Here is a 17891-nt window from a genome sequence, read left to right as displayed (position 1 = left end):
GAACCGGCCGGCAGTCACGGTAGGCACCGTTGCAGCATCAGAGGCTGTCTCATGTGGCGAGTTTCGCGAGCTCCTTGTAACAAGTGAGGGCTGCGGCCAGCCCGAGGAAGGCGCGGAAGTGACTGCCCTTTCGCTCGTACCGGACGGTGAGGCGGCGGCATCATGCCGCACGAGCATCACACCACGTGAGACGTCCCCTTCGTGCTCAGAGGCCGGCTCAGGTGAGTACGGCACCCTCGGAGCTCCAACATTTGATTCGAACTGATATTTCATTATGGGACGTCTCAGGGATTTCACGGGACGTCTCAGGGCCGCACAACCAGCGGAAACGGCCCGTGGGCGCCCTAGCGTCGTCAGCGCGTCAGCTCCACCCGACGGAGACGCCCTGACGCACCCACCTCATGGACCGGAGCAGGCATTTGACTCTCAAGACCAAGCTCGCCAAGACCGGCACAGCGCTCGCCCTCGCCGGCGCCGCCGTCCTCGGCGCCACGTCCACCGCGTCCGCCAACCCCAACGCGCCCTATCTCGGCTACGGGCACGTCACCTCCGGCACAGGCGTGTGGTGCATCCAGCACGACATCAACTGGTACATAACCCACGCCGGGTACCCCTCCAAGCCCCCCTACGGGCAGATCACCGAAGACGGCGTCTGGGGCGCGCAGACCGACGCCACCGTCCGCTGGTTCCAACGTCGCTTCAACCTGGAAGATGACGGAGTCGTCGGCCCCGGGACCGGTCAGTACCTGCTCAACTACACCGACGACTACTACAACGGCACGTACTACGGCGGCCACGGCTACTGCTGGGACTACATCCCCGGCGACTACTAAACCCACCCGATGAACAGGAACGACAGCTCGTGAACATCAAGTCCAAGCTCGCCAAGAGCGCCGTAGCCGTGGCCGTCACCGGCGCGGCGCTCCTTGGCACCACCACCGCCGCCGAGGCCAAGCCCGGCGTCCCGTACATCGGCTACAACAACGTCACCTCCGGCACGCCGGTGTGGTGCGTACAGCACAGCCTCAACTACATCATCGACGGGCACAACTGGCCCTCCATGTACGGCAACCCGCCCTACGGCAAGCTGGACGAGGACGGCGCCTGGGGCAACAAGACATACCAGACCGTCAAGTGGTTCCAGGCGTGGGAGGTCGGGGGCACCCCTGACGGCGTCGTCGGCCCGCAGACCGGCCAGCAGATCCTCGACAGGGGTGACCCGTACTACAACGGGTCTTCCTGGAATGGCTGGGGCTACTGCTACGACTACGTCCCCAGCGTGGTCTGAGACCGTCCCCGCGTACGGGCCGTGGCCCCATCCCGCACTGGATGGGGCCACGGCCCGTACGCGGGGACGGCCATGGCGGTCCAACTCGGCCGCCCCGAAGTGCGCATGAGCGATAATCACCCCGTTCTACGCGGTATTTGAGAACCATGTGTAACGGGGGCACTAGGTGACCGACAGTCGGGGGGTCGGCGGCGGAGAGCCGTCGGGCAGAGACGCGCTCGCGGCCGAGATGCGCCAGCTGAAGGAGAAGTCCGGACTCAGCTTCGGGCGTCTTGCCGACAAGACGCATTACAGCCGATCGTCGTGGGAACGCTTCCTCAACGGCAAGCAACTACCCACCCCAGTCGCCCTGGAGGAGTTCGCCACCGTCATGGAGGCGGACGCGGACTTCCTGCTCGGGCTGCTGGAAGGAATCATGGAGGCGGGGGACCCGGCCGGGGCAAAGGCCGGAGCCGAGGCCGAGGCCGAGGCCGAGGCCAGGGCCGCGGAGTCGGCGGAGCCGGTCGGCCCGCCCATAGCCGTACAGCCCATCGCCGTACCGGACTGGAAGCCCGGCGTCCGCAGGGCCGGACTCGTCGCCGCCGGCGCCCTGGTGGGCAGCCTCGTCACCGCGTTCGCCCTCGGCACCGGCACGGAAGGCGGCGCCGCCTCCCGGACGCCCAGAACCGGCGGCAGCTCCTCCGCCGCCGGTGCGGCGAACCTCTCCCGGCAGAACCCGCATCCCCGCTGCTCCGAGGACACCTGCCTGCGGCGCGACCCCCAGGCCATGGACTGCCAGTGGGACGCCACGACCGCCCGCGAGACCTGGCTGCGCGGCATGCACATCGAACTGCGCTACAGCGCCGACTGCGGGTCGGTCTGGGGCCGCATCGAGAACGGCGCGGTGGGCGACTCCGTCACCATCAAGGACAAGTACGACCTCGAACTGTCAGCCACGATCCGCGTGGACCGCGACACCTACACCGGCATGCTCGCCGTCGACTCCGACGCACCGCCCGACACGGTGACCGTCTGCGGCAGAATCCCGAAGTACCACGCGATGGAGTGCTCACCCGAAGGCTCCGTCCAGCCCTGAACTTCGCTTGTGCGGACACCTCTTGCCTCTTACGGCACCTCCCTCTGCGTTAAGAGGTGTCTCACGTGGCGTGATGCTCGTTCGGCATGATGCGGGTCGTGCGTGCCGATCCGTCGAAGCGTCTGGTCCTGATGAACTCTGGCAACTCGTCGCCCCGTTGCTTCCGTCGTTCGCTGCTCGTCCGCAGGGCGGCGGGACTGCTCCGTGTGACGAGCGGGCCGTGTTCACGGCGGTGGTGTACGTGCTGACCAGTGAATGCGCTGGGCGGCATTTGCCGCCGACGTTCGGCACGTCGCCTGCGGCAGCGCATCGCCGGTTCACGGTACGGACCGAGGCCGACGTGTGGCGACGGCCCTTCGGGGGATGACGACGCCCCCAGGAAGGCGCCGTCCAGAGGCAGCTCAGCGAACTGAGAGCCTGAGTCCCGCAGTTGGCCAATCTTTCTCCAGCGAGCGAGACCGCCGGACCCGCAGGTCAGTCCGAGGACCCGTGCCCGGCGCCCGGGTCGGGCAGCAGGCGGGCGCCGAGGCGGTCCGGGCTCGGCCAGCGCACGTCGTGGGCCCAACGAAGCTTCTCGAACACCCAGATGAGGCGGGCCGCCGGGTCGAGCTGGCCCGGCAGCACGCCGTGGCGCGCGGCGGTGGGGTCGGCGTGATGCGAGTTGTGCCAGCTCTCTCCGAAGGAGAGCAGCGCGAGCGGCCAGAAGTTGGTGGCCTTGTCCCGGCCGGCGAAGGGGCGCCTGCCCGCGACGTGGCAGATCGAGTTCACCGACCAGGTGACGTGGTGCAGCAGCGCCATCCGGATCACACCGGCCCAGAAGAACCCGGTCAGCGCGCCCGTCCAGGTGCCGGTGGCCAACCCGCCGATCAACGCCGGGGTCAGGAGCGAGACGGCGGTCAGCGGCCCGAAGAGCCGGCCGACGATCCGCAGATCGGGATCGGCGGCGATGTCGGGGGCGAACCTGGCGCGGTTGCTCAGTTCACGCTTCAGCATCCACCCGATGTGCGCGTGGAGAAGTCCCTTGAGCAGTGCGCGTGTGTCGGTGCCGTAGCGCCAGGGCGAGTGCGGGTCGCCCTCGCGGTCGGCGAAGGCGTGGTGGCGCCGGTGGTTCGCCACCCACTGGACCGGCGGGCCCTCGACCCCCAGCGAACCCGCGACGGCCAGGGCGATCCGCAGGCCCCGCCGCGCCTTGAACGAGCGGTGCGTGAAGAGACGGTGATAGCCGACCGTCAGGCCCGCCAGGGAGACGAGGTAGGAAACCGCGGCCATGCCGAGGTCCAGTGTGGACAGGCCCCGTCCCCACGCGAACGGCACCACGGTGATCAGGGAGACCGGCGGGGCGACGACGAAGATCCACATCGTCACCCCCGCCGCGGCCGACCGGGGGGCGTCGAGCAGCGGCTTGACCCCGGCATCGGCTTGCTGTCCGGCGGCGACGCGATCGGCACGGTCGGCCTGTTCGGCGGCGACGTGATCGGTCCGGTCGACCTGTTGGGCGGCGGTGTGATCGGGACGGTCGACCTGTCCGGCGGCGGTGTGATCGGGACGGTCGATGTCACTCGGGTTCATCGGTTCCTCACCATCGCTCAGCCTTTACGGAGCTGGTGCCGGACCGACCCGGATCACGCGCCCGGGTGCTTTCGAGCGCGATCGGCGGTCCTGGACCCACGATCGCACCGGGGGGCATCCGCGCAGGTCGTCGCCGGTGTCCAGGGCGTGAACGTTTCCGTGCCGGAGCCACGCGGGGCGGACGTCGGACGCGCGGGCCGGCGCCCCGCGTCCGTGGACGTCGACCGAGCCGTGCCGGACGCGGTAGGCGTTCCGGACGGCACCGGTCGTACGGCCGGGGCGATGCGCCGGACTCCGGCGACGTACTACTTGCTGACCGCGAAACGCATCAGGGCGTGCTCGTCGCCCTGCTTGATCTGGCCCGTCGTGTTGATCACTTCCAGCTTCCAACCGTCGCCGACCCGGACCGCCTTGGCCACGGCACAACCGTTGTCCCGGCTGAGCAGGCTCGGCCAGATGTCGGCGACCTGCTGGGAACTGCCCCCGGTCGCGTCGTAGACCTTGATGCTGATGTTGCGCGCCTTCTGGAAGGAACTGCCCTTCTTGTACGCGGCGGCCACGAACACGATCGACGTGACGTGGGGCGGGATCCGGGCGAACTCGACGGTCACCGTCTCGTCGTCACCGTCCCCGTGCCCGCTCTGGTTGTCGCCGCTGTGGACCAGCGAGCCGTTGCCCATCGGGTCGAGCGAGTCGAGACCCGCCAGGCGCACCGGCTCCCGGCCCTGCATGGCTATGGCGATCAGGTCGAGGTCGGTGCCGCTCCTGCGGCGCAGGTTGCCCAGCACTCCGCCGCTGCTGCCGGCGGTGGGATCCCAGGAGACGCCGATGGACAGGTGGGTCACTCCGTCCAGGTCCGCCGGGCCGTCTTCCTTGGTGAGTGTGATCATTTTGTGGGTCATCCTTGTCTCAAAGGGACTACAAGGCAGAGTCTGCCCGACACCTTCGCGGTTCCATTCTTGTTTCCGTGCAGGTCCGGGAAGTCCTCCCCCGGCGCGGACGGCACCACGGTGCGCCGCGATGCCGGACGCGCCGTGCTCGCCGAACTCCTCGGGCAGGCGCAGCGGTTTCGAACCCTGACGCGGGCGCAGGGAAAAGGCCCCGGACCGGTTGTGGTCCGGGGCCTTCGGCGGCCGGTCTCGGCATCGGCGGGCGTCCGGCGAGCGCGGCGTCCCGCCCTCACGCGGCGGTCTCAGGCTCCTCCCGCGATCCTGTCGACTCCTCGTGCGATCCCGTCGGGCCAGTGCCCCGGGTGCGGGGCGCGGTGTCGTCTCACCCGTGGTGCGGGCGGCCCGGCCGGATCGGCAGCAGCGCGTTGTCGGCCACGTACTCGCCGACGTCGGTACCGATCCGCCTTCCGTCCTCGGCGTCCCAGCGGAAGTGCACGCCCAGGTAGAGGCGGCTGAACTCGCCCTCCCGGGCGACCTGGCTGAAGTTCCTCATCAGGCGGAACGCCTGGAGTGTGTGCGGGTCCTCGGAGTGGGCGATGAACGAGACGTCGTCACGGCCGAAGAAGTGCTGCATCGCGGTCGCCCACGCACCCGTGAAGTTGGCGTGCCCGGAGGTCCAGGCGGGGAAGCACGGGGTGAACGGCCGTCCTGCGCGGTCCGCGCTCAGCGGCTGCCAGTACCGGTTCGCGCCGCCCGTCGCCTGGATCGCGGACACCGGGCGCCACAGCTTGATCGGGCTGTCCAACTTGCTGTCCCAGGCCGCGATCCCGGCGTCCGCCAGCGACAGGGCCGACTGCGCGAACAGTCGGGTGGTGTCGTACGTGCCGAGCCGGAACTTCTCGGCGACGATCCCGGTCAGCTCCAGGAGCTGCCCCGGGGGGTGGTAGGTGTCGTCCAGGTCGTGGTCCCAGAACCAGCCGATGACGGTCTGCTCGTAGGTGCGCTCGGTGGAGTCGACGGCGCCGAGCCGTCGCACCTCGTCGCGCTGGCGCGCGTACTCCGGGCTGGCCACCAGATCGGCGTAATCGGTGAAGCCGCGCAGGGTGGGAGGCCGGAACTGCGAGCCGGAGCGGAGCACGAACGGCCGCACCTTGCCCCAGTTCGGGGTCACCGCGTCGCTCTTGGTCCTGCAGTCCTCCTCGCCCGTCGGCCGCCAGGCTCCGGGTGTGGTGGTGTTGCCGTGGTAGGTCGCCGGGTTGTTCGAACCGTCGCCCGCCCGGGACTTGTCGATCTGCCGCACCACCCGGTCGACGACCAGGCGGTCGAGGGGGTCGTAGGCGTAGGGGGAGCGGCCGGTCCGCTCCTTGTACTTGCGGTCGATGTAGGCCCGATCGCCCGGGTAGAGCTGCGAGATCATCCGGTACGCGGTGCGGTCGATCAGCCGCTCCTGCTCATTGGGGCCGGGCCGCGCATGTCTGTCGGCGTACTTGAACGGCTTGTTGAGGTAGGGCTCGTACTTCAAGGTCTTGTACGTGTACTGATAGGCGCTCTCGGCGTTGTAGATCGCCGCGAAGACCATCGCCCCGGACCTGCTGAGCTTGCCGGGCGAGGCGTCCCAGCCCCGCGCGTTGCGGAACGTCTGGAGCAGGACCCTGTTCCAGTACTGCGTCGGATCGTCGTTGTTGTACCGCGTCGTGGCGGCGGCCGGCGCCCCACCGGCCGCCACCGAGGTCACACCGGCTCCGGCGAGCAGGGCACCGGCCACGACGGCGGCCCGCAGCCGTCCTCGGCGTCCGCCGCCCCCGGACCTCAGGCGGGAGAGCACGGACTTCGAGGCCGGTGGACGGCCGTGGTCGAGCGCGGGGGCCATGGCATTCCTTTCGATGTCGCTGATCGACAGCGGCAGCGTAAGATCGGATATGCACAAATAGTGATCAACCACGCCGATATGTAGCACTTCCTGCCTCTTGCTCAGATTTATGCAGAAATGCCCGTCTTGTAGCGATCGGCCGCCGACCGGGCCGTGGCTCGGCGCTTCTAGCGACCTCGGCGGCGGCCCTTGGCGCGGCGCGGATAGGGGAAGAGCCGCGGGCGGCGCTTGGCGGCCACGTCCTCGATCCAGCCGAAGAGCAGGATCGCCAGACAGATCAGCGGGACCGCCAGGGCCAGCGGGGTCCACTGGCTGGCCAGCAGCCACTGGGCGTGGTCGTAGAGGAAGCTGTTGCTCCACAGCGGGTCGATCAGCGGCTCGGTCAGCACCAGCGCGAAGGAGTGCCACAGGTAGACGGTGACCGCGCGGGAGTTGAGCAGGCTGATCACACCGTTGAACCGCTCCAGCGGCTTGGGCCAGTGCTCCCAGGACGGGCTCAGATGCAGCAGCAGCATCACCGCGCCGAACGACCAGATCGCCTGGGCGACCGGCACCGCCTCCAGATCGTGCCCGAGCCGCGGGTTGTCCAGCGGGGACCGCATCAGCCACCAGTAGCCGAACATGAGCACCAGCGGCGCGAGGGACGGCACGACGTACTGCGGGATCCTGCGCAGCAGCCCCTCTCCGTGGGCCATGCCGAGCAGCCAGCAGGAGCCGAAGGTGGTGAAGTCGGTGGTGGCTTCCATCAGCCGGCCGGACTGGTCGATCAGACCGGAGTTGACGACGAACGCGAGCGCCAGCGGCACCAGGAGGGTGACCCAGGGCAGCTTCCGCAGCGCCTTGAGCATGAGCGGCGACAGCAGGACGTACCAGAGGTAGGCGCGCAGGTACCAGAGGGGGACGCAGATCTGTTCGGCCCAGGAGGCCGGCAGGTGTCCGCCGAAGGTGTGCAGCGTGGCCCCGAACGGCGGCTCGCTGAACGGCAGGATCCAGTAGGCCAGGTCGCCCCACCACCAGTTGGGGTGGTGGACGTCGGGCCGCCAGCCCTGGAGGACCATCAGCGGCACCACGACCGCGCCGAACAGCCACATCGGCGGCAGCAGCCGGCGCAGTCGGCCGCGGATCACGCTCAGCGCCGGCCGGTTGAGGGAGCGCACCATCAGCGACCCGGCCAGCGCGAACATGACGCCCATGGAGGGGAAGACGATCGGCAGCCAGTTCCAGCTGAAGTTGTGGTAGACCACCACGCGGACCAGGGCGAGCGCCCTCAGCAGGTCGAGGTAGCGGTCCCGGCCGGGCTTGCGCGCGGGCGCCGGGGCCTCCTCCTCGGGCTCCGGGTCGCGCTGCGTGGGAAACACGGCGGGGTCCAGGACCCGCAGGGCCATGGTCTCGGAGGAATCCCGGGTGCCGTAGGCACCTCGTTCCGCGGTACTCATGAAGACATCGCCCCCGTTGTGACGTCGAGCCCCACCTCACCGGTGCGCTTCAGCTTCTGCCAGCGCAGCCGGCCTCCGGTCAGAGCCGTGATGGCGGACTGCATCAGCACCATGTACATGAGCACCCGGTAGACCACCTGCTGGGCCGGCAGCGTGATCAGATGCCACGCCTTCTCCCGGTCCAGGTGGAAGGACCACCAGGCGCAGACGGCCTGGAGCGCCATCACCGCGAACCAGGCGGCCAGGGTCTTGTACGCGTCGACGAAGACCACGCCGTAGACCATGCCGATGTCGAACGCGGGTGCGAGCAACGGGGTGATCACCATGAACAGGGTGACGAACGGCAGGCCCACCCGGCCGAAGTGACCGGCCGCGCCGCGTTCCAGCACCGCGTGCCGGTGCTTCCACATCGCCTGCATGGTGCCGTAGCTCCAGCGGTACCGCTGGGACCACAGCTGCTTCATGCTGACGGGCGCCTCGGTCCAGGCGCGGGCGTCCTCGGTGTAGACGACCTTCCAGCCGGCCCGGTGCAGGGCCATGGTCACGTCGGTGTCCTCGGCGAGCGTGTCGTCGCTCATGCCGCCCGCCTGCTGGAGCGCGTCCCGGCGGAAGGCGCCGATGGCTCCGGGGATGGTCGGCATGCAGTTGAGCACGTCGTACATCCGGCGGTCGAGGTTGAAGCCCATCACGTACTCGATGTGCTGCCAGGCGCCGATCAGCGTGTCGCGGTTGCCGACCTTGGCGTTGCCGGCCACCGCGCCGACCCGCGGGTTCGCGAAGGGCTGCACCAACTCGCGGACGGTGGACGGCTCGAAGACCGTGTCGCCGTCCATCATGACGATCAGGTCGTACGAGGCCGCGGCCACACCGGTGTTGAGGGCGGTCGGCTTGCCGCTGTTCGGCTGCCGGATCAACCGGACCATCGGCAGGGCGAGTTCCTCCACGATGGCGGACGTGTCGTCGGTCGACCCGTCGTCGACCACGATCACTTCGATGGGATGCTCGCTCGCGGCCAGGGAGAGCAGGGTGTTGGTGATGCACTCCTGCTCGTTGTACGCGGGCACCACCACGGTGACCGGTTCGGTGACCGGGTCGCCCCAGGAGAAGCCCCTTCTGCGCACGCGCCGCACATGGACGGCCGAGAGCACCAGCATCAGCGCGAACCGCGCCATGACCAGCACACCGACGACCGCGAGCAGGCCGACCAGCCACGGCATCAGCCTCACCGAGAAGGTGGTGGCCCGCACGAACGCCTTGCCGACCCACAGGTCGTAGCCGGTGACCTCGGCGTTGGCGGAGCCGGTGCCGAGCGCCTCGGCGGTGGTCTTGAAGGTGTAGCCCTGGGCCTTGAGCTTCTCGATGATGATCGGCAGCGCGGCCAGCGTCTGCGACCGGTTGCCGCCCGCGTCGTGCAGCAGGACCATCTCGCCCTGGCCGGGGAGGTCGGGCATGGCGGACCTGACGATGGCGTCGACGCCGGGGCGCTTCCAGTCGTCGGTGTCCTTGTCGATGAAGGCGGTCAGGTACCCCTCCGACCCGGCCTGCTTGGTCACCGGCCACGACCAGTCGTCCAGCGCGTCCACGGTGGAGGAGTAGGGCGGGCGGAACAGGCTGGAGTGGATGCCGGCGACACCGGCCAGCGCGAGCTGGGTCTCGCCCAGCTCCCAGGTGAGCCGGGTGCCGGAGTGCAGTGCGAGGTCGGGGTGGGTGAAGGTGTGCAGGCCGATCTCATGGCCCTCGGCCACGATCCGACGGATCAGCGCCGGGTTGCGGGTGACCATCGAGCCGGTGACGAAGAAGTCGGCGCGGACGTGCTGTTCCTCCAGCACCTTCAGGATCTTCGGCGTCCACTGGGGGGACGGTCCGTCGTCGAAGGAGAGGACGACGGTCTTGTCCGGGATCGTGTAGTTGACCGGCTTGTTCTGCTTGTCGCCGCGTGCGTCGACGACCGGGCCGCCCTCCAGCACGCCGGTCGGGACGGTGACCTTGTCCACCGAGGTGGCGATCTTGTCGTCGTGGAAGACCTCGTTGTTCGCCATGCCCCGCAGCACCATCAGCGCCAGCAGGGTCGCCAGTACGGTCACCGGCAGGAAGAAGCGCAGGGGAGGTGCGGCGAGCCGGCGCGAGCGCGCGAGGGACTGCCGGGAGCGTTGGCGGCGGGAGCGGGACATGGACTTCCTGGTCGGTCGCGTCGGGACTACTGCGCGGTGACGGTCGCGGAGTCTGCCGCCGCCGTACCGTCCGTCGTGGTCGCGGTAGCCGACGCGGTGGCGTCTGATGCTGCCGTACCGTCCGCCGTCGACGCGGGGTCGGACGCGATGTCGTCGGATCCGGCCGCGGTGGCGGTGGTGCCCTTTCCGGGCCCTGCGGCGCCGGGAGCCGCGGGCAGCGGCGCGTCGAGGTACTGGCCGGGCGGCGTGGTGTTCGCGGTGCCGGGGATCTTCATCGCGGGCGCCTGCGACTGGGTTCCGACCAGGCCGGAGATCATCGCCACCACGCAGCCGGTGCAGACGATGCCGACCAGCCAGCCGAGACCGCGCAGCCGGCGGCCGCGCTGACCGGTCTGGTCGACGAAGACGGGAGCAGGCTCGACCTCCGTGGAGGTACTGGTCATCGAGGCCCCCGAGCCTTCCTACGTCGTGTCACAACTGCCGGTCAGGTGCCACCGAAAGCAGCAAGTAGGGCAGAAAAAGCGAAGAATGCATGAGGAGAGGGAGATTATCCGACCGCTCCCGATCATGTCGTCAGACTAGTATGAAGATTCTGTAAAAGTCACGCGGGTCTCGTAGAGTTCCGGCGACGTCGCCTGCCACTCTGCTTCGAACGGACCCTGACGCATGGCCATAGCCCGCCGCCGCAGCCGCCCGACAGTCGCCGCGATCCTCATGGCCGCCGTCTCGTTGCTGGTGAGCGCCTGCGGCGCGGGCGGCGGGGGCGACGCCCGGGCGGGTACGACCACCGCCCCGGCCGCGCACTTCGACGCCTCGTCGATGCTCAAGCCGTCCGGCCGCGCGCTCGGCGTCGTCGACGACAAGACACCCTGGCAGTACGACATCGTCACCACCTTCGCCGAAGAGGCCGGGCGGGCCCCCGACGTCCGCGAGTACTACGACTCCTGGGGCGACGACTTCGACCCGGAGGGCAACGCCTACCTGTGGCAGCACGGCCAGTTGCCCATGCTGGCGCTGGTGCCCTCCGACACCTCGCTCAGCGGCATCGCCGCGGGCGAGGACGACGCGTACATCCGCCGGCTGGCGGACCAGATCGCCTCCTACGACGGCCCGCTGGCCCTCTCCTTCGCCGGCGAGATGAACGGACCGTGGAACTCCTGGGGGCCGGAGCACACCAAGCCCGCCGACTTCGTCGCGGCCTGGAAGCGGGTGCACGACGTCTTCGCCGAGCGGGACGTCACCAACGTGATCTGGGTGTGGACCCCGCACGTGGTCGACACGGGCACGCCCGCCGCGCTGCGCCCCTACTACCCGGGCGACGCCTACGTCGACTGGGTCGGCCTGATCGGCTACTACGGGCCGATCGACGGCGTCGCCTTCTCCAGCCTGTTCGCCCCCACCATGCGCCAGATCGCGGGCTTCTCCGACAAACCGGTGCTGATCGCGGAGACCGGGGTGGCGCAGAGCGACCAGAAGGAGGCGCACATCCGTGACCTGTTCCAGGGCGCCGCGAAGGCCGGCGTCATCGGGCTCGTCTGGTACGACCAGCGCAAGGACTGGCCCGGCGGCAAGCAGTTGATGGACTGGCGGATCAGCACCTCGACGGGTGCGCGGGCCGCGTTCCAGGTGGAGTCGGGCCGCAACGGCTTCGGTCATTCGTTCAAGACCGACTGATCCGGGGCGAGCCGGGAAGCCGGGCGCAAGCCCGCAAGAAACGACCTTTATCATCGCGCATCAGTGCGGTCGGCACATGCGGATGCGTGCCCGAGCAGGGGGAGATCACGAGTTGACGACGGAATCGTCGCCGGGCCAGGGGGCTCCGCAGGAGGACGGCTGGGCCTTCCGGCCCCGCCAGTCGGCCGCCGGCCGGCCGCCGTACCGGGAACAGCCGCAACCGGCCCCGTCCGCACCGTGGGACGAGCCGTCGTGGGACGAGCCGTCGCGGGACGAGCCGTCGTGGGACGAGCGGCCGCCGGCCGAGCCGTACGGCAGGTCCTCCGGAACGCGGTGGGACGCCACCATGCCGCTGCGGGTCCCCGAGCCCCGGGCGGAGGCCCGGGCCCAGCGCGAGCCCGGCCATCGGACTCCCCCGCGCGAGCCGGGTCACCGGACTTCCCAGCCCCGGCGCGGCGGCGAATCGGCCGGCCAGGGGGCCGGACACCCGTCCGCGGCGACCCCCGTCCTCGACCCGGAGTTCCTCCGCCGTCCCGAGCCTGCCGCCGCGCAGCCGCAGCCCCCCGCGGGCGGCGGCCGGAGCGGGAAGTCCAGGTGGGGCCGGATCGTGCTCACCCTCGCCGTCCTCGTCGCGGCCGGCGGGACCGCCTCCGTCCTGGTCAAGCAGGAGGACGCCGCCGCCGTCGCCTCCGAGCAGCTGACCCAGGAATGGGAGATACCGGCGGCCGCCTCCGACGACGCGCTGATCGGCAGCTGGCTCACCGACAAGCTGCTCGTGCGGGCCGGCAGCCGAGGCGGCCTGCGGGCCTACGACCTCACCGACGGCGAGCAGGTGTGGAAAGCCGCACACCTCCCCGCCCTCGCCAAGCGCGGCAGCGTGCCCTGCGCGATGTCGCCGACGATCGGCGCCGAGGGCATCGGCACGGTCGCCTTCGGCCCGGACAGCAGCGCCTGCACCTGGCTGGCCGGTGTCGACGCCTCCACCGGCAAGATCCTCTGGTCCATGCCGCTGACCAGCGCCAAGCACCCCATGGCGGCGGCCGCCACGACCTACCTCCAGGGCGACGTCGCCACCGTCGTCAGCGAGAACTTCCTCGGCGGCGTGGACGCCCGCACCGGCAGCCGCGTATGGGGCTACAAGGCCCGCGGCCACTACTGCAACGCCTACGACTGGGGCGTCGAGGGCACCGTGCTGGTGGACGACTTCTGCCTCGACGAGAAGACACGGTTCACCCTCACCGCGTACGACGGCGAGACCGGGAAGGTGATCTGGCGCAAGGCCGCGTCGGGCCACTCGAAGGTGACGCACATCCTGTCCGGGGCACCGCTGATCGCCACCGTCCACACCACGCGTGAGGACGCTGTACGGGTCTTCGACACCTCCGGGAACGGTCGCAAGCTGGCCGTCGGCAACGACGAACTCACGTCCGGCAACGAAACCGGCGCCGACCACTCCGCCCGGCTCTACGGCAAGGTCCTGGTCACCCCGGCCGTGGCCGCCGGCAGCGCGGTGCTCGACGGTTTCGACACCGCCACCGGCGCCAGACTCTGGACCGTCCGCTCCGCCGCGCTCGCCGTCCCCGCGTCCGGCGCGGACGACACGGTGCACGCCGTCACCACGTCCGGTGCCCCGCAGCTCGTCACCGTCGACCCGCGCACCGGCCGCACCACCCCGGTCGCGGGCCTGCCGGTGGGGACCGGCAAGTGGAACTTCACCGCCGGCACGGTGTACGTCACCGCGGACGGCGGAGTGCTGGAACTCAACGCCCTCGGATCGAACGGCGGTGTGCGGCTCTACCAGTAGGGCAAGGGGGTGTTCACAGCCCCGACCTGCACGGATACGATCCCCGGCCATGAAGCGTTCGATGATCGCGCCGGCCGGCGCGGGAGCCGTCGCACTCGCCGCGGGCGGGTACGCCCTCGGGGCGACGCGACACGACGGCGCGTTCGGACGGTCCGCCGCGTGCGGGTTCGTCGGCGTCCCCGTCGAGGACCGCTGCTGACGCCGTTCGCTCCCCCGCGGCGCGGGAGGGCGTGTAGACAGGTGGCATGTCACGCACAACACGAAGAGCGGCCGCCCTCGTCACGAGCGCATCGACACTCGGGCTCGCTGCCGCGGGGGCCCGTTGGTGGGACGGCGAGTCCTGGACCACCGTGAGCGTCATGTGCTGCTTCACGCTGCTGATCTGGCTGGCCGTGTTCGGGGCCCGGCGGATGCGGCGGAAGCGGTAGCGCCACCCCTCCGGAGTCCTCGTGTCCCGGCGGCTCAGCCAGGGCCCTCCCGCCCGTTGGGTCCCGGGCGGACTGGGTCTATCGTCGGAATCATGGGGCCAGTGGGAGGAGGACGGCCGGTGATGCCGCAGGACGAGGCCGTGATCGGCTGCACGGGGAAGGTACTCATCGGGACTCGCGGTTCCACCGGCCCCGGCGAGGTGCTCGTAAGCGTCCGAGGCGGCTCCGAGACCTTCCTCGCCTGGTCCGACGCCCCCCTGCCGGTGGGCACGACGGTGCTCGTGATCGAATCACGTGGATGCCGTGAGGTGGGCGTCATCGAGTGGGTGGATCCATTGGACGCGCTGGACGGGGACACCGCCGGCGCCGGCTGAGGAGTTCAGGCATGTTCGGATACCGCGTACCCGCCCCCGACGAGGCGATGTTGATCTCGGGAGGCAGGCGGGGACTGGGGGGCGCGCCGTTCCGAGTGGTCACGGGGCACGGGAAGTTCGTGCTGCCGGTGTTCCGGAAGGTCCGGTTCCTCACCCTTTCCATGTGCGAGTCCGAGGTCACCGAGACCTGTGTGACCAGACAGGGCATCGCGTTGCACGTCCGCGCGGTCATCGCCTTCAAGGTGGGCAACGACCACGAGAGCATCATCAACGCCGGTCAGCGGTTCCTGTCCGACCAGGAGCAGATGTCGGTGCTCACCGGCCGGATCTTCGCCGGTCACCTGCGGGCCATCATCGGCTCGATGACGGTCGAGGAGATCGTCACCGAGCGGCAGAAGCTCGCCGCGGAGGTCCTGGACACCTCCAAGACCGAGATGGCGAAGATCGGGCTGACCGTCGACTCGCTCCAGATCCAGTCGATCGACGACGGCGACACCGGTTACATCGACGCGATGTCCGCGCCGCACAAGGCGGCCATCCAGCGGCAGGCGCAGATCGCCCAGGCGCAGGCCACCCAGGCCGCGGTCGAGGCGGAGCAGGCCGCGGCCCGCAAGCAGGCCGAGTACGCCCGGCAGACCGCCATCGTCAAGGCCGAGTACTCGGCCGAGGTGGACCGCGCCCAGGCGCAGGCCGGGCAGGCCGGACCGCTGGCGCAGGCGCACGCCCAGCAGGAGGTGCTCGCCGCCCAGACGGAGCTGGCCCAGCGCCAGGCCAAGCTGCGCCAGCAGCAGCTGGTGGCCGAGGTCGTCAAGCCCGCCGAGGCCGAGGCCGAGCGGGTCAGGATACTCGCGGCCGCCGAGGCGCAGCGGATGAAGATCCAGGCGGAGGCGGCCGCCTCGTACGACCGGGTCGCGCTCGACCGGATGCTGATCGACCAGCTCCCGCAGATCGTCAAGGAGGCCGCCGGCGGCCTCGCGGGCGCCAACGTCAACGTCCTCAACGGTGCGGACGGCCTCGGCGAGATCGCCGCCGGGCTGGTGTCCCAGGGTCTGACGATCCTCGACTCGGTCCGCCAGAACCTGAACGGGAAGGACCAGGACTCCGACGGCGACCGCTCCTCGAAGAGCACGGCCGACCGCCTGCTCCAGCTGCCCACCGGCAAGCGGACGAAGCCGAACGACGGTCCGGTGGACGTCGACTAGGACCCGTCCCGGAAGCCGCGGTCCGTACGCAGCGCCGACCGGCCGGCTCGCCATGCCGGCAGCAGCCGGTCGGCCAGCCGCTCCTCCAGCCGGCCGGTCGCGCGGATCCCGAACACCACGTCGGCCTCCAGTGACGGCTCGTCCGCCAGCAGACCGGCGACGACCTCGTGGCGTACGACCTGTTCGTGCACGGCGTCCGCCTCGACGTGCTCGTCGTAGAACCTGACGGCCGCGGGGTCGGCGTCCAGCCGGCGCAGCGCCTGGGCCAGGCGGCGGGAGCCCGGGGACGAGGTGACCTCGACGGTCGCGAAGTGGCCGACGAGCGCCCCGCGAAGGGCCCGGTGCAGGCCGAACAGGGACATCAGGTTGACGGTGGCCAGCATCTCGGCCGGGGCGGCGTCGAGGTAGTGGCCGTAGGAGGTGTCCAGGTCCAGGCCGGCCATCAGGTCGGCGAACAGCTGGGCGTGGATGTCCTCCGCGCGGCCCGCGCCGAACTCGTCGAACTCCACCGCGACCATGGCGGCCTTGGCCCGTCCGCGCAGTCTCGGGATCACCCAGGCGTGCGGGTCCGCCTCCTTGAGGTGGTACAGCGACCGCAGCGCGGCGTACTCGCGGAACTGGTCGAGCGTGCCGTGGTCCCGCAGGAAGTGGGAGAGGCTGCCGTCGACCTCGCCCGCGGGTTCGAGCTGGAGCTCGTCCAGGGCCCGCTCGGCGGTGTCGGACGGGCCGACCGGCACGTCCGCGCGCAGCACGTCCAGGAAGCGGATCTCCGACTCCCGGCGCAGGGCGAGGAGCCGGGGGTCCCATTCCCTGTCGTCGGGTACGCCGTCGAAGCCGAGGTAGTGGAGCTCGTACAGGATGTACAGGGTGAGCTGGAGGTCGTCGCCGTAGGCCTCGGCGGCGAGCGGCCGCAAGCCGTGGTCCGGGGGGTCCGAGCCACGCAGTACGGCGACGAGCGCGTCCGAGAGCGGGCCGCGCGGGTCGGGCAGGCGCACCGCGGTCACGACGCCTCGTCCTGTCGGGTACGACGGCGGTGGCTGGTGTCGCACCAGGGCGGGGTGCGGGTGCGGCGGCAGGTGCAGACGGCGACCTGGAAGCGCCGTGACACCGTCACCTCGCCGTCCTCGCCCACGACTTCGACCGGCCCCTCGACCAGGAGCGGGCCGTCGCGCTGGACCCGGATGCGGCGGGGGCGTTCAGGCGTGTTCGGCACGGATCACCACCAGTTCCTCCGTCGTACGGTCGGCCACCAGTCCGCGTTCGCGCAGCCAGCCGAGCCGGGAACGCAGCACCGGGCCGAAGGGCAGCCGGGCCCGGTCGACGATCTCCGCGCTCATCCCGGCCGCCCCGAGTCGGGCCAGCGTCTCCTCCACGCCGCTCAGCCGGGAGTGCACCATCAGCAGCCGGCCCGCCGGGCGCAGGACCGCCGGGGTCGCCGCGCAGATGCGGTCGATCAGCAGCCGGCCGTCCGGGCCGGCGTCCCAGGCCCGGGCCCGGCCCCGGGGCGGGCCGTCGCCGGGCGGGGCGGGGACGTACGGCGGGTTGGTGACCACCAGGTCGTAGCGGCGGCCGGTCACGGCGGCGGCCAGGTCGCCGTGCCGCACGCGCACCAGCCGCCCGTTCCACAGCGCGTTGCACCAGGCGGTGGCCAGTGCCGCCCAGGAAATGTCCACGGCCGTCACCCGGGCGCCCCGGCGGGCGGCCTCCACCGCGAGCGCCCCGCTGCCGGTGCCCAGGTCCAGCACCTCGGTACGGCCGGTGATCCGCTCCTGGCCCAGCGCCCGGCCGAGCAGCGCGGTGTCGGTCCCCGGCCGGTACACCCCCGGCGGGATCCAGCCCCGGAACCGGGGTGCCGCGGTGGAGGTGTCGGTGGTCGTCTCGGTGGTCATCTCGGTGGTCATCCCGATGGTCGTCTCGGTGCCTCGCGTCCCCGCGTACCCCCGGCGCGACAGACGTAACGACGGCACCGCACAGGACGACAGCACCGGGCGTCACGGCAGCGGCAGACCCGTTCGCCCCGTTTCATCGCAATCGCGCACGGGGACCCGGCACACACGTACGACAGCAGCACACCCAGCGGGAGCGCCTCAGCCGCCCGTCGGCCGGCCGG

At 70.6% G+C, this 17891-nt stretch carries 19 protein-coding genes and 1 pseudogene; 10 read left to right on the top strand and 10 right to left on the bottom strand.

The window, feature by feature from the left end; translation table 11 throughout:
* Nucleotides 1–49 precede the first annotated feature (49 nt).
* Nucleotides 50–157: pseudogene (locus ACZ60B_RS14670) on the bottom strand (IS5/IS1182 family transposase); the annotation flags it as partial.
* Between the two features lie 262 nt (nt 158–419).
* Between ACZ60B_RS14670 and ACZ60B_RS14665 the strand changes: the two are divergent.
* The 4 genes from ACZ60B_RS14665 (at nt 420) to ACZ60B_RS14650 (ending at nt 2730) form a co-directional block, all read left to right on the top strand.
* On the top strand, nt 420–833 hold the full coding sequence (locus tag ACZ60B_RS14665) for a peptidoglycan-binding domain-containing protein (RefSeq protein ID WP_469386800.1): 414 nt from the start codon (nt 420–422) through the stop codon (nt 831–833).
* Nucleotides 834–862: 29 nt separating this feature from the next.
* Entirely contained in the window at nt 863–1288 is a 426-nt protein-coding gene (locus tag ACZ60B_RS14660; RefSeq protein ID WP_469386798.1) for a peptidoglycan-binding domain-containing protein, read from the top strand.
* 166 nt (nt 1289–1454) lie between these two features.
* Nucleotides 1455–2363 carry a helix-turn-helix domain-containing protein gene (locus tag ACZ60B_RS14655; protein ID WP_469386797.1) on the top strand — a complete coding sequence of 303 codons (909 nt, stop codon included), beginning with the start codon at nt 1455–1457 and terminating at the stop codon, nt 2361–2363.
* A 73-nt stretch (nt 2364–2436) separates the two neighbouring features.
* Nucleotides 2437–2730 carry a transposase gene (locus tag ACZ60B_RS14650; RefSeq protein WP_469387027.1) on the top strand — a complete coding sequence of 98 codons (294 nt, stop codon included), beginning with the start codon at nt 2437–2439 and terminating at the stop codon, nt 2728–2730.
* A gap of 107 nt (nt 2731–2837) precedes the next feature.
* On the opposite strand, the gene ACZ60B_RS14645 is transcribed toward ACZ60B_RS14650, so the two are convergent.
* From ACZ60B_RS14645 to ACZ60B_RS14620, 6 genes are all read right to left on the bottom strand, one after another.
* Nucleotides 2838–3932: an acyl-CoA desaturase gene (locus ACZ60B_RS14645; RefSeq protein ID WP_469386795.1), complete on the bottom strand. Its 1095-nt coding sequence runs from the start codon at nt 3930–3932 to the stop codon at nt 2838–2840.
* 305 nt (nt 3933–4237) lie between these two features.
* Nucleotides 4238–4822 carry a TerD family protein gene (locus ACZ60B_RS14640; protein ID WP_469386793.1) on the bottom strand — a complete coding sequence of 195 codons (585 nt, stop codon included), beginning with the start codon at nt 4820–4822 and terminating at the stop codon, nt 4238–4240.
* 382 nt (nt 4823–5204) lie between these two features.
* The gene (locus ACZ60B_RS14635; RefSeq protein ID WP_469386792.1) at nt 5205–6692 is read right to left on the bottom strand and encodes a vanadium-dependent haloperoxidase; all 1488 of its coding nucleotides are present in this window, start codon (nt 6690–6692) and stop codon (nt 5205–5207) included.
* Between the two features lie 167 nt (nt 6693–6859).
* The gene (locus ACZ60B_RS14630; RefSeq protein WP_469386790.1) at nt 6860–8128 is read right to left on the bottom strand and encodes an acyltransferase family protein; all 1269 of its coding nucleotides are present in this window, start codon (nt 8126–8128) and stop codon (nt 6860–6862) included.
* Nucleotides 8125–10299, bottom strand: coding sequence for a bifunctional polysaccharide deacetylase/glycosyltransferase family 2 protein (locus tag ACZ60B_RS14625; protein WP_469386789.1), 2175 nt, complete (start codon nt 10297–10299; stop codon nt 8125–8127). The genes ACZ60B_RS14630 and ACZ60B_RS14625 overlap by 4 nt, the downstream gene beginning before the upstream one ends.
* A 26-nt stretch (nt 10300–10325) precedes the next feature.
* Complete coding sequence (locus ACZ60B_RS14620; RefSeq protein WP_469386788.1) at nt 10326–10742, bottom strand: hypothetical protein; 417 nt, start codon at nt 10740–10742, stop codon at nt 10326–10328.
* A 223-nt stretch (nt 10743–10965) separates the two neighbouring features.
* On the opposite strand from ACZ60B_RS14620, the gene ACZ60B_RS14615 reads away from it, so the two are divergent.
* From ACZ60B_RS14615 to ACZ60B_RS14590, 6 genes are all read left to right on the top strand, one after another.
* Entirely contained in the window at nt 10966–11973 is a 1008-nt protein-coding gene (locus tag ACZ60B_RS14615; RefSeq protein ID WP_469386786.1) for a glycoside hydrolase family 26 protein, read from the top strand.
* 112 nt (nt 11974–12085) lie between these two features.
* A complete protein-coding gene (locus ACZ60B_RS14610) occupies nt 12086–13777 on the top strand; it encodes an outer membrane protein assembly factor BamB family protein (protein WP_469386784.1) in 1692 nt (563 codons plus the stop codon).
* Between the two features lie 49 nt (nt 13778–13826).
* On the top strand, nt 13827–13976 hold the full coding sequence (locus ACZ60B_RS14605; protein WP_469386782.1) for a hypothetical protein: 150 nt from the start codon (nt 13827–13829) through the stop codon (nt 13974–13976).
* A gap of 46 nt (nt 13977–14022) precedes the next feature.
* Nucleotides 14023–14205 (top strand): hypothetical protein, encoded by a 183-nt coding sequence (locus tag ACZ60B_RS14600; protein ID WP_469386780.1) that lies wholly within the window; start codon nt 14023–14025, stop codon nt 14203–14205.
* A 122-nt stretch (nt 14206–14327) separates the two neighbouring features.
* Nucleotides 14328–14579: a hypothetical protein gene (locus ACZ60B_RS14595; RefSeq protein ID WP_454400040.1), complete on the top strand. Its 252-nt coding sequence runs from the start codon at nt 14328–14330 to the stop codon at nt 14577–14579.
* An 11-nt stretch (nt 14580–14590) separates the two neighbouring features.
* Entirely contained in the window at nt 14591–15781 is a 1191-nt protein-coding gene (locus tag ACZ60B_RS14590; protein WP_469386779.1) for a flotillin family protein, read from the top strand.
* On the opposite strand, the gene ACZ60B_RS14585 is transcribed toward ACZ60B_RS14590, so the two are convergent.
* From ACZ60B_RS14585 to ACZ60B_RS14575, 3 genes are read right to left on the bottom strand one after another with little or no spacing between them, the layout of a single operon-like run.
* Nucleotides 15778–16785: an iron-containing redox enzyme family protein gene (locus tag ACZ60B_RS14585; protein WP_469386776.1), complete on the bottom strand. Its 1008-nt coding sequence runs from the start codon at nt 16783–16785 to the stop codon at nt 15778–15780. The genes ACZ60B_RS14590 and ACZ60B_RS14585 overlap by 4 nt on opposite strands.
* Entirely contained in the window at nt 16782–16994 is a 213-nt protein-coding gene (locus ACZ60B_RS14580; protein WP_469386775.1) for a CDGSH iron-sulfur domain-containing protein, read from the bottom strand. Before ACZ60B_RS14580 ends, ACZ60B_RS14585 begins: the two co-directional genes overlap by 4 nt.
* Nucleotides 16978–17682 carry a HemK2/MTQ2 family protein methyltransferase gene (locus tag ACZ60B_RS14575; RefSeq protein WP_469386773.1) on the bottom strand — a complete coding sequence of 235 codons (705 nt, stop codon included), beginning with the start codon at nt 17680–17682 and terminating at the stop codon, nt 16978–16980. The genes ACZ60B_RS14580 and ACZ60B_RS14575 overlap by 17 nt, the downstream gene beginning before the upstream one ends.
* Nucleotides 17683–17891: the final 209 nt, after the last annotated feature.

It is taken from the genome of Streptomyces sp. NPDC104096 (assembly GCF_055584385.1).
Note: the sequence above shows the minus strand (reverse complement) of the source record. Positions and strands in the feature narration are given on the sequence as shown.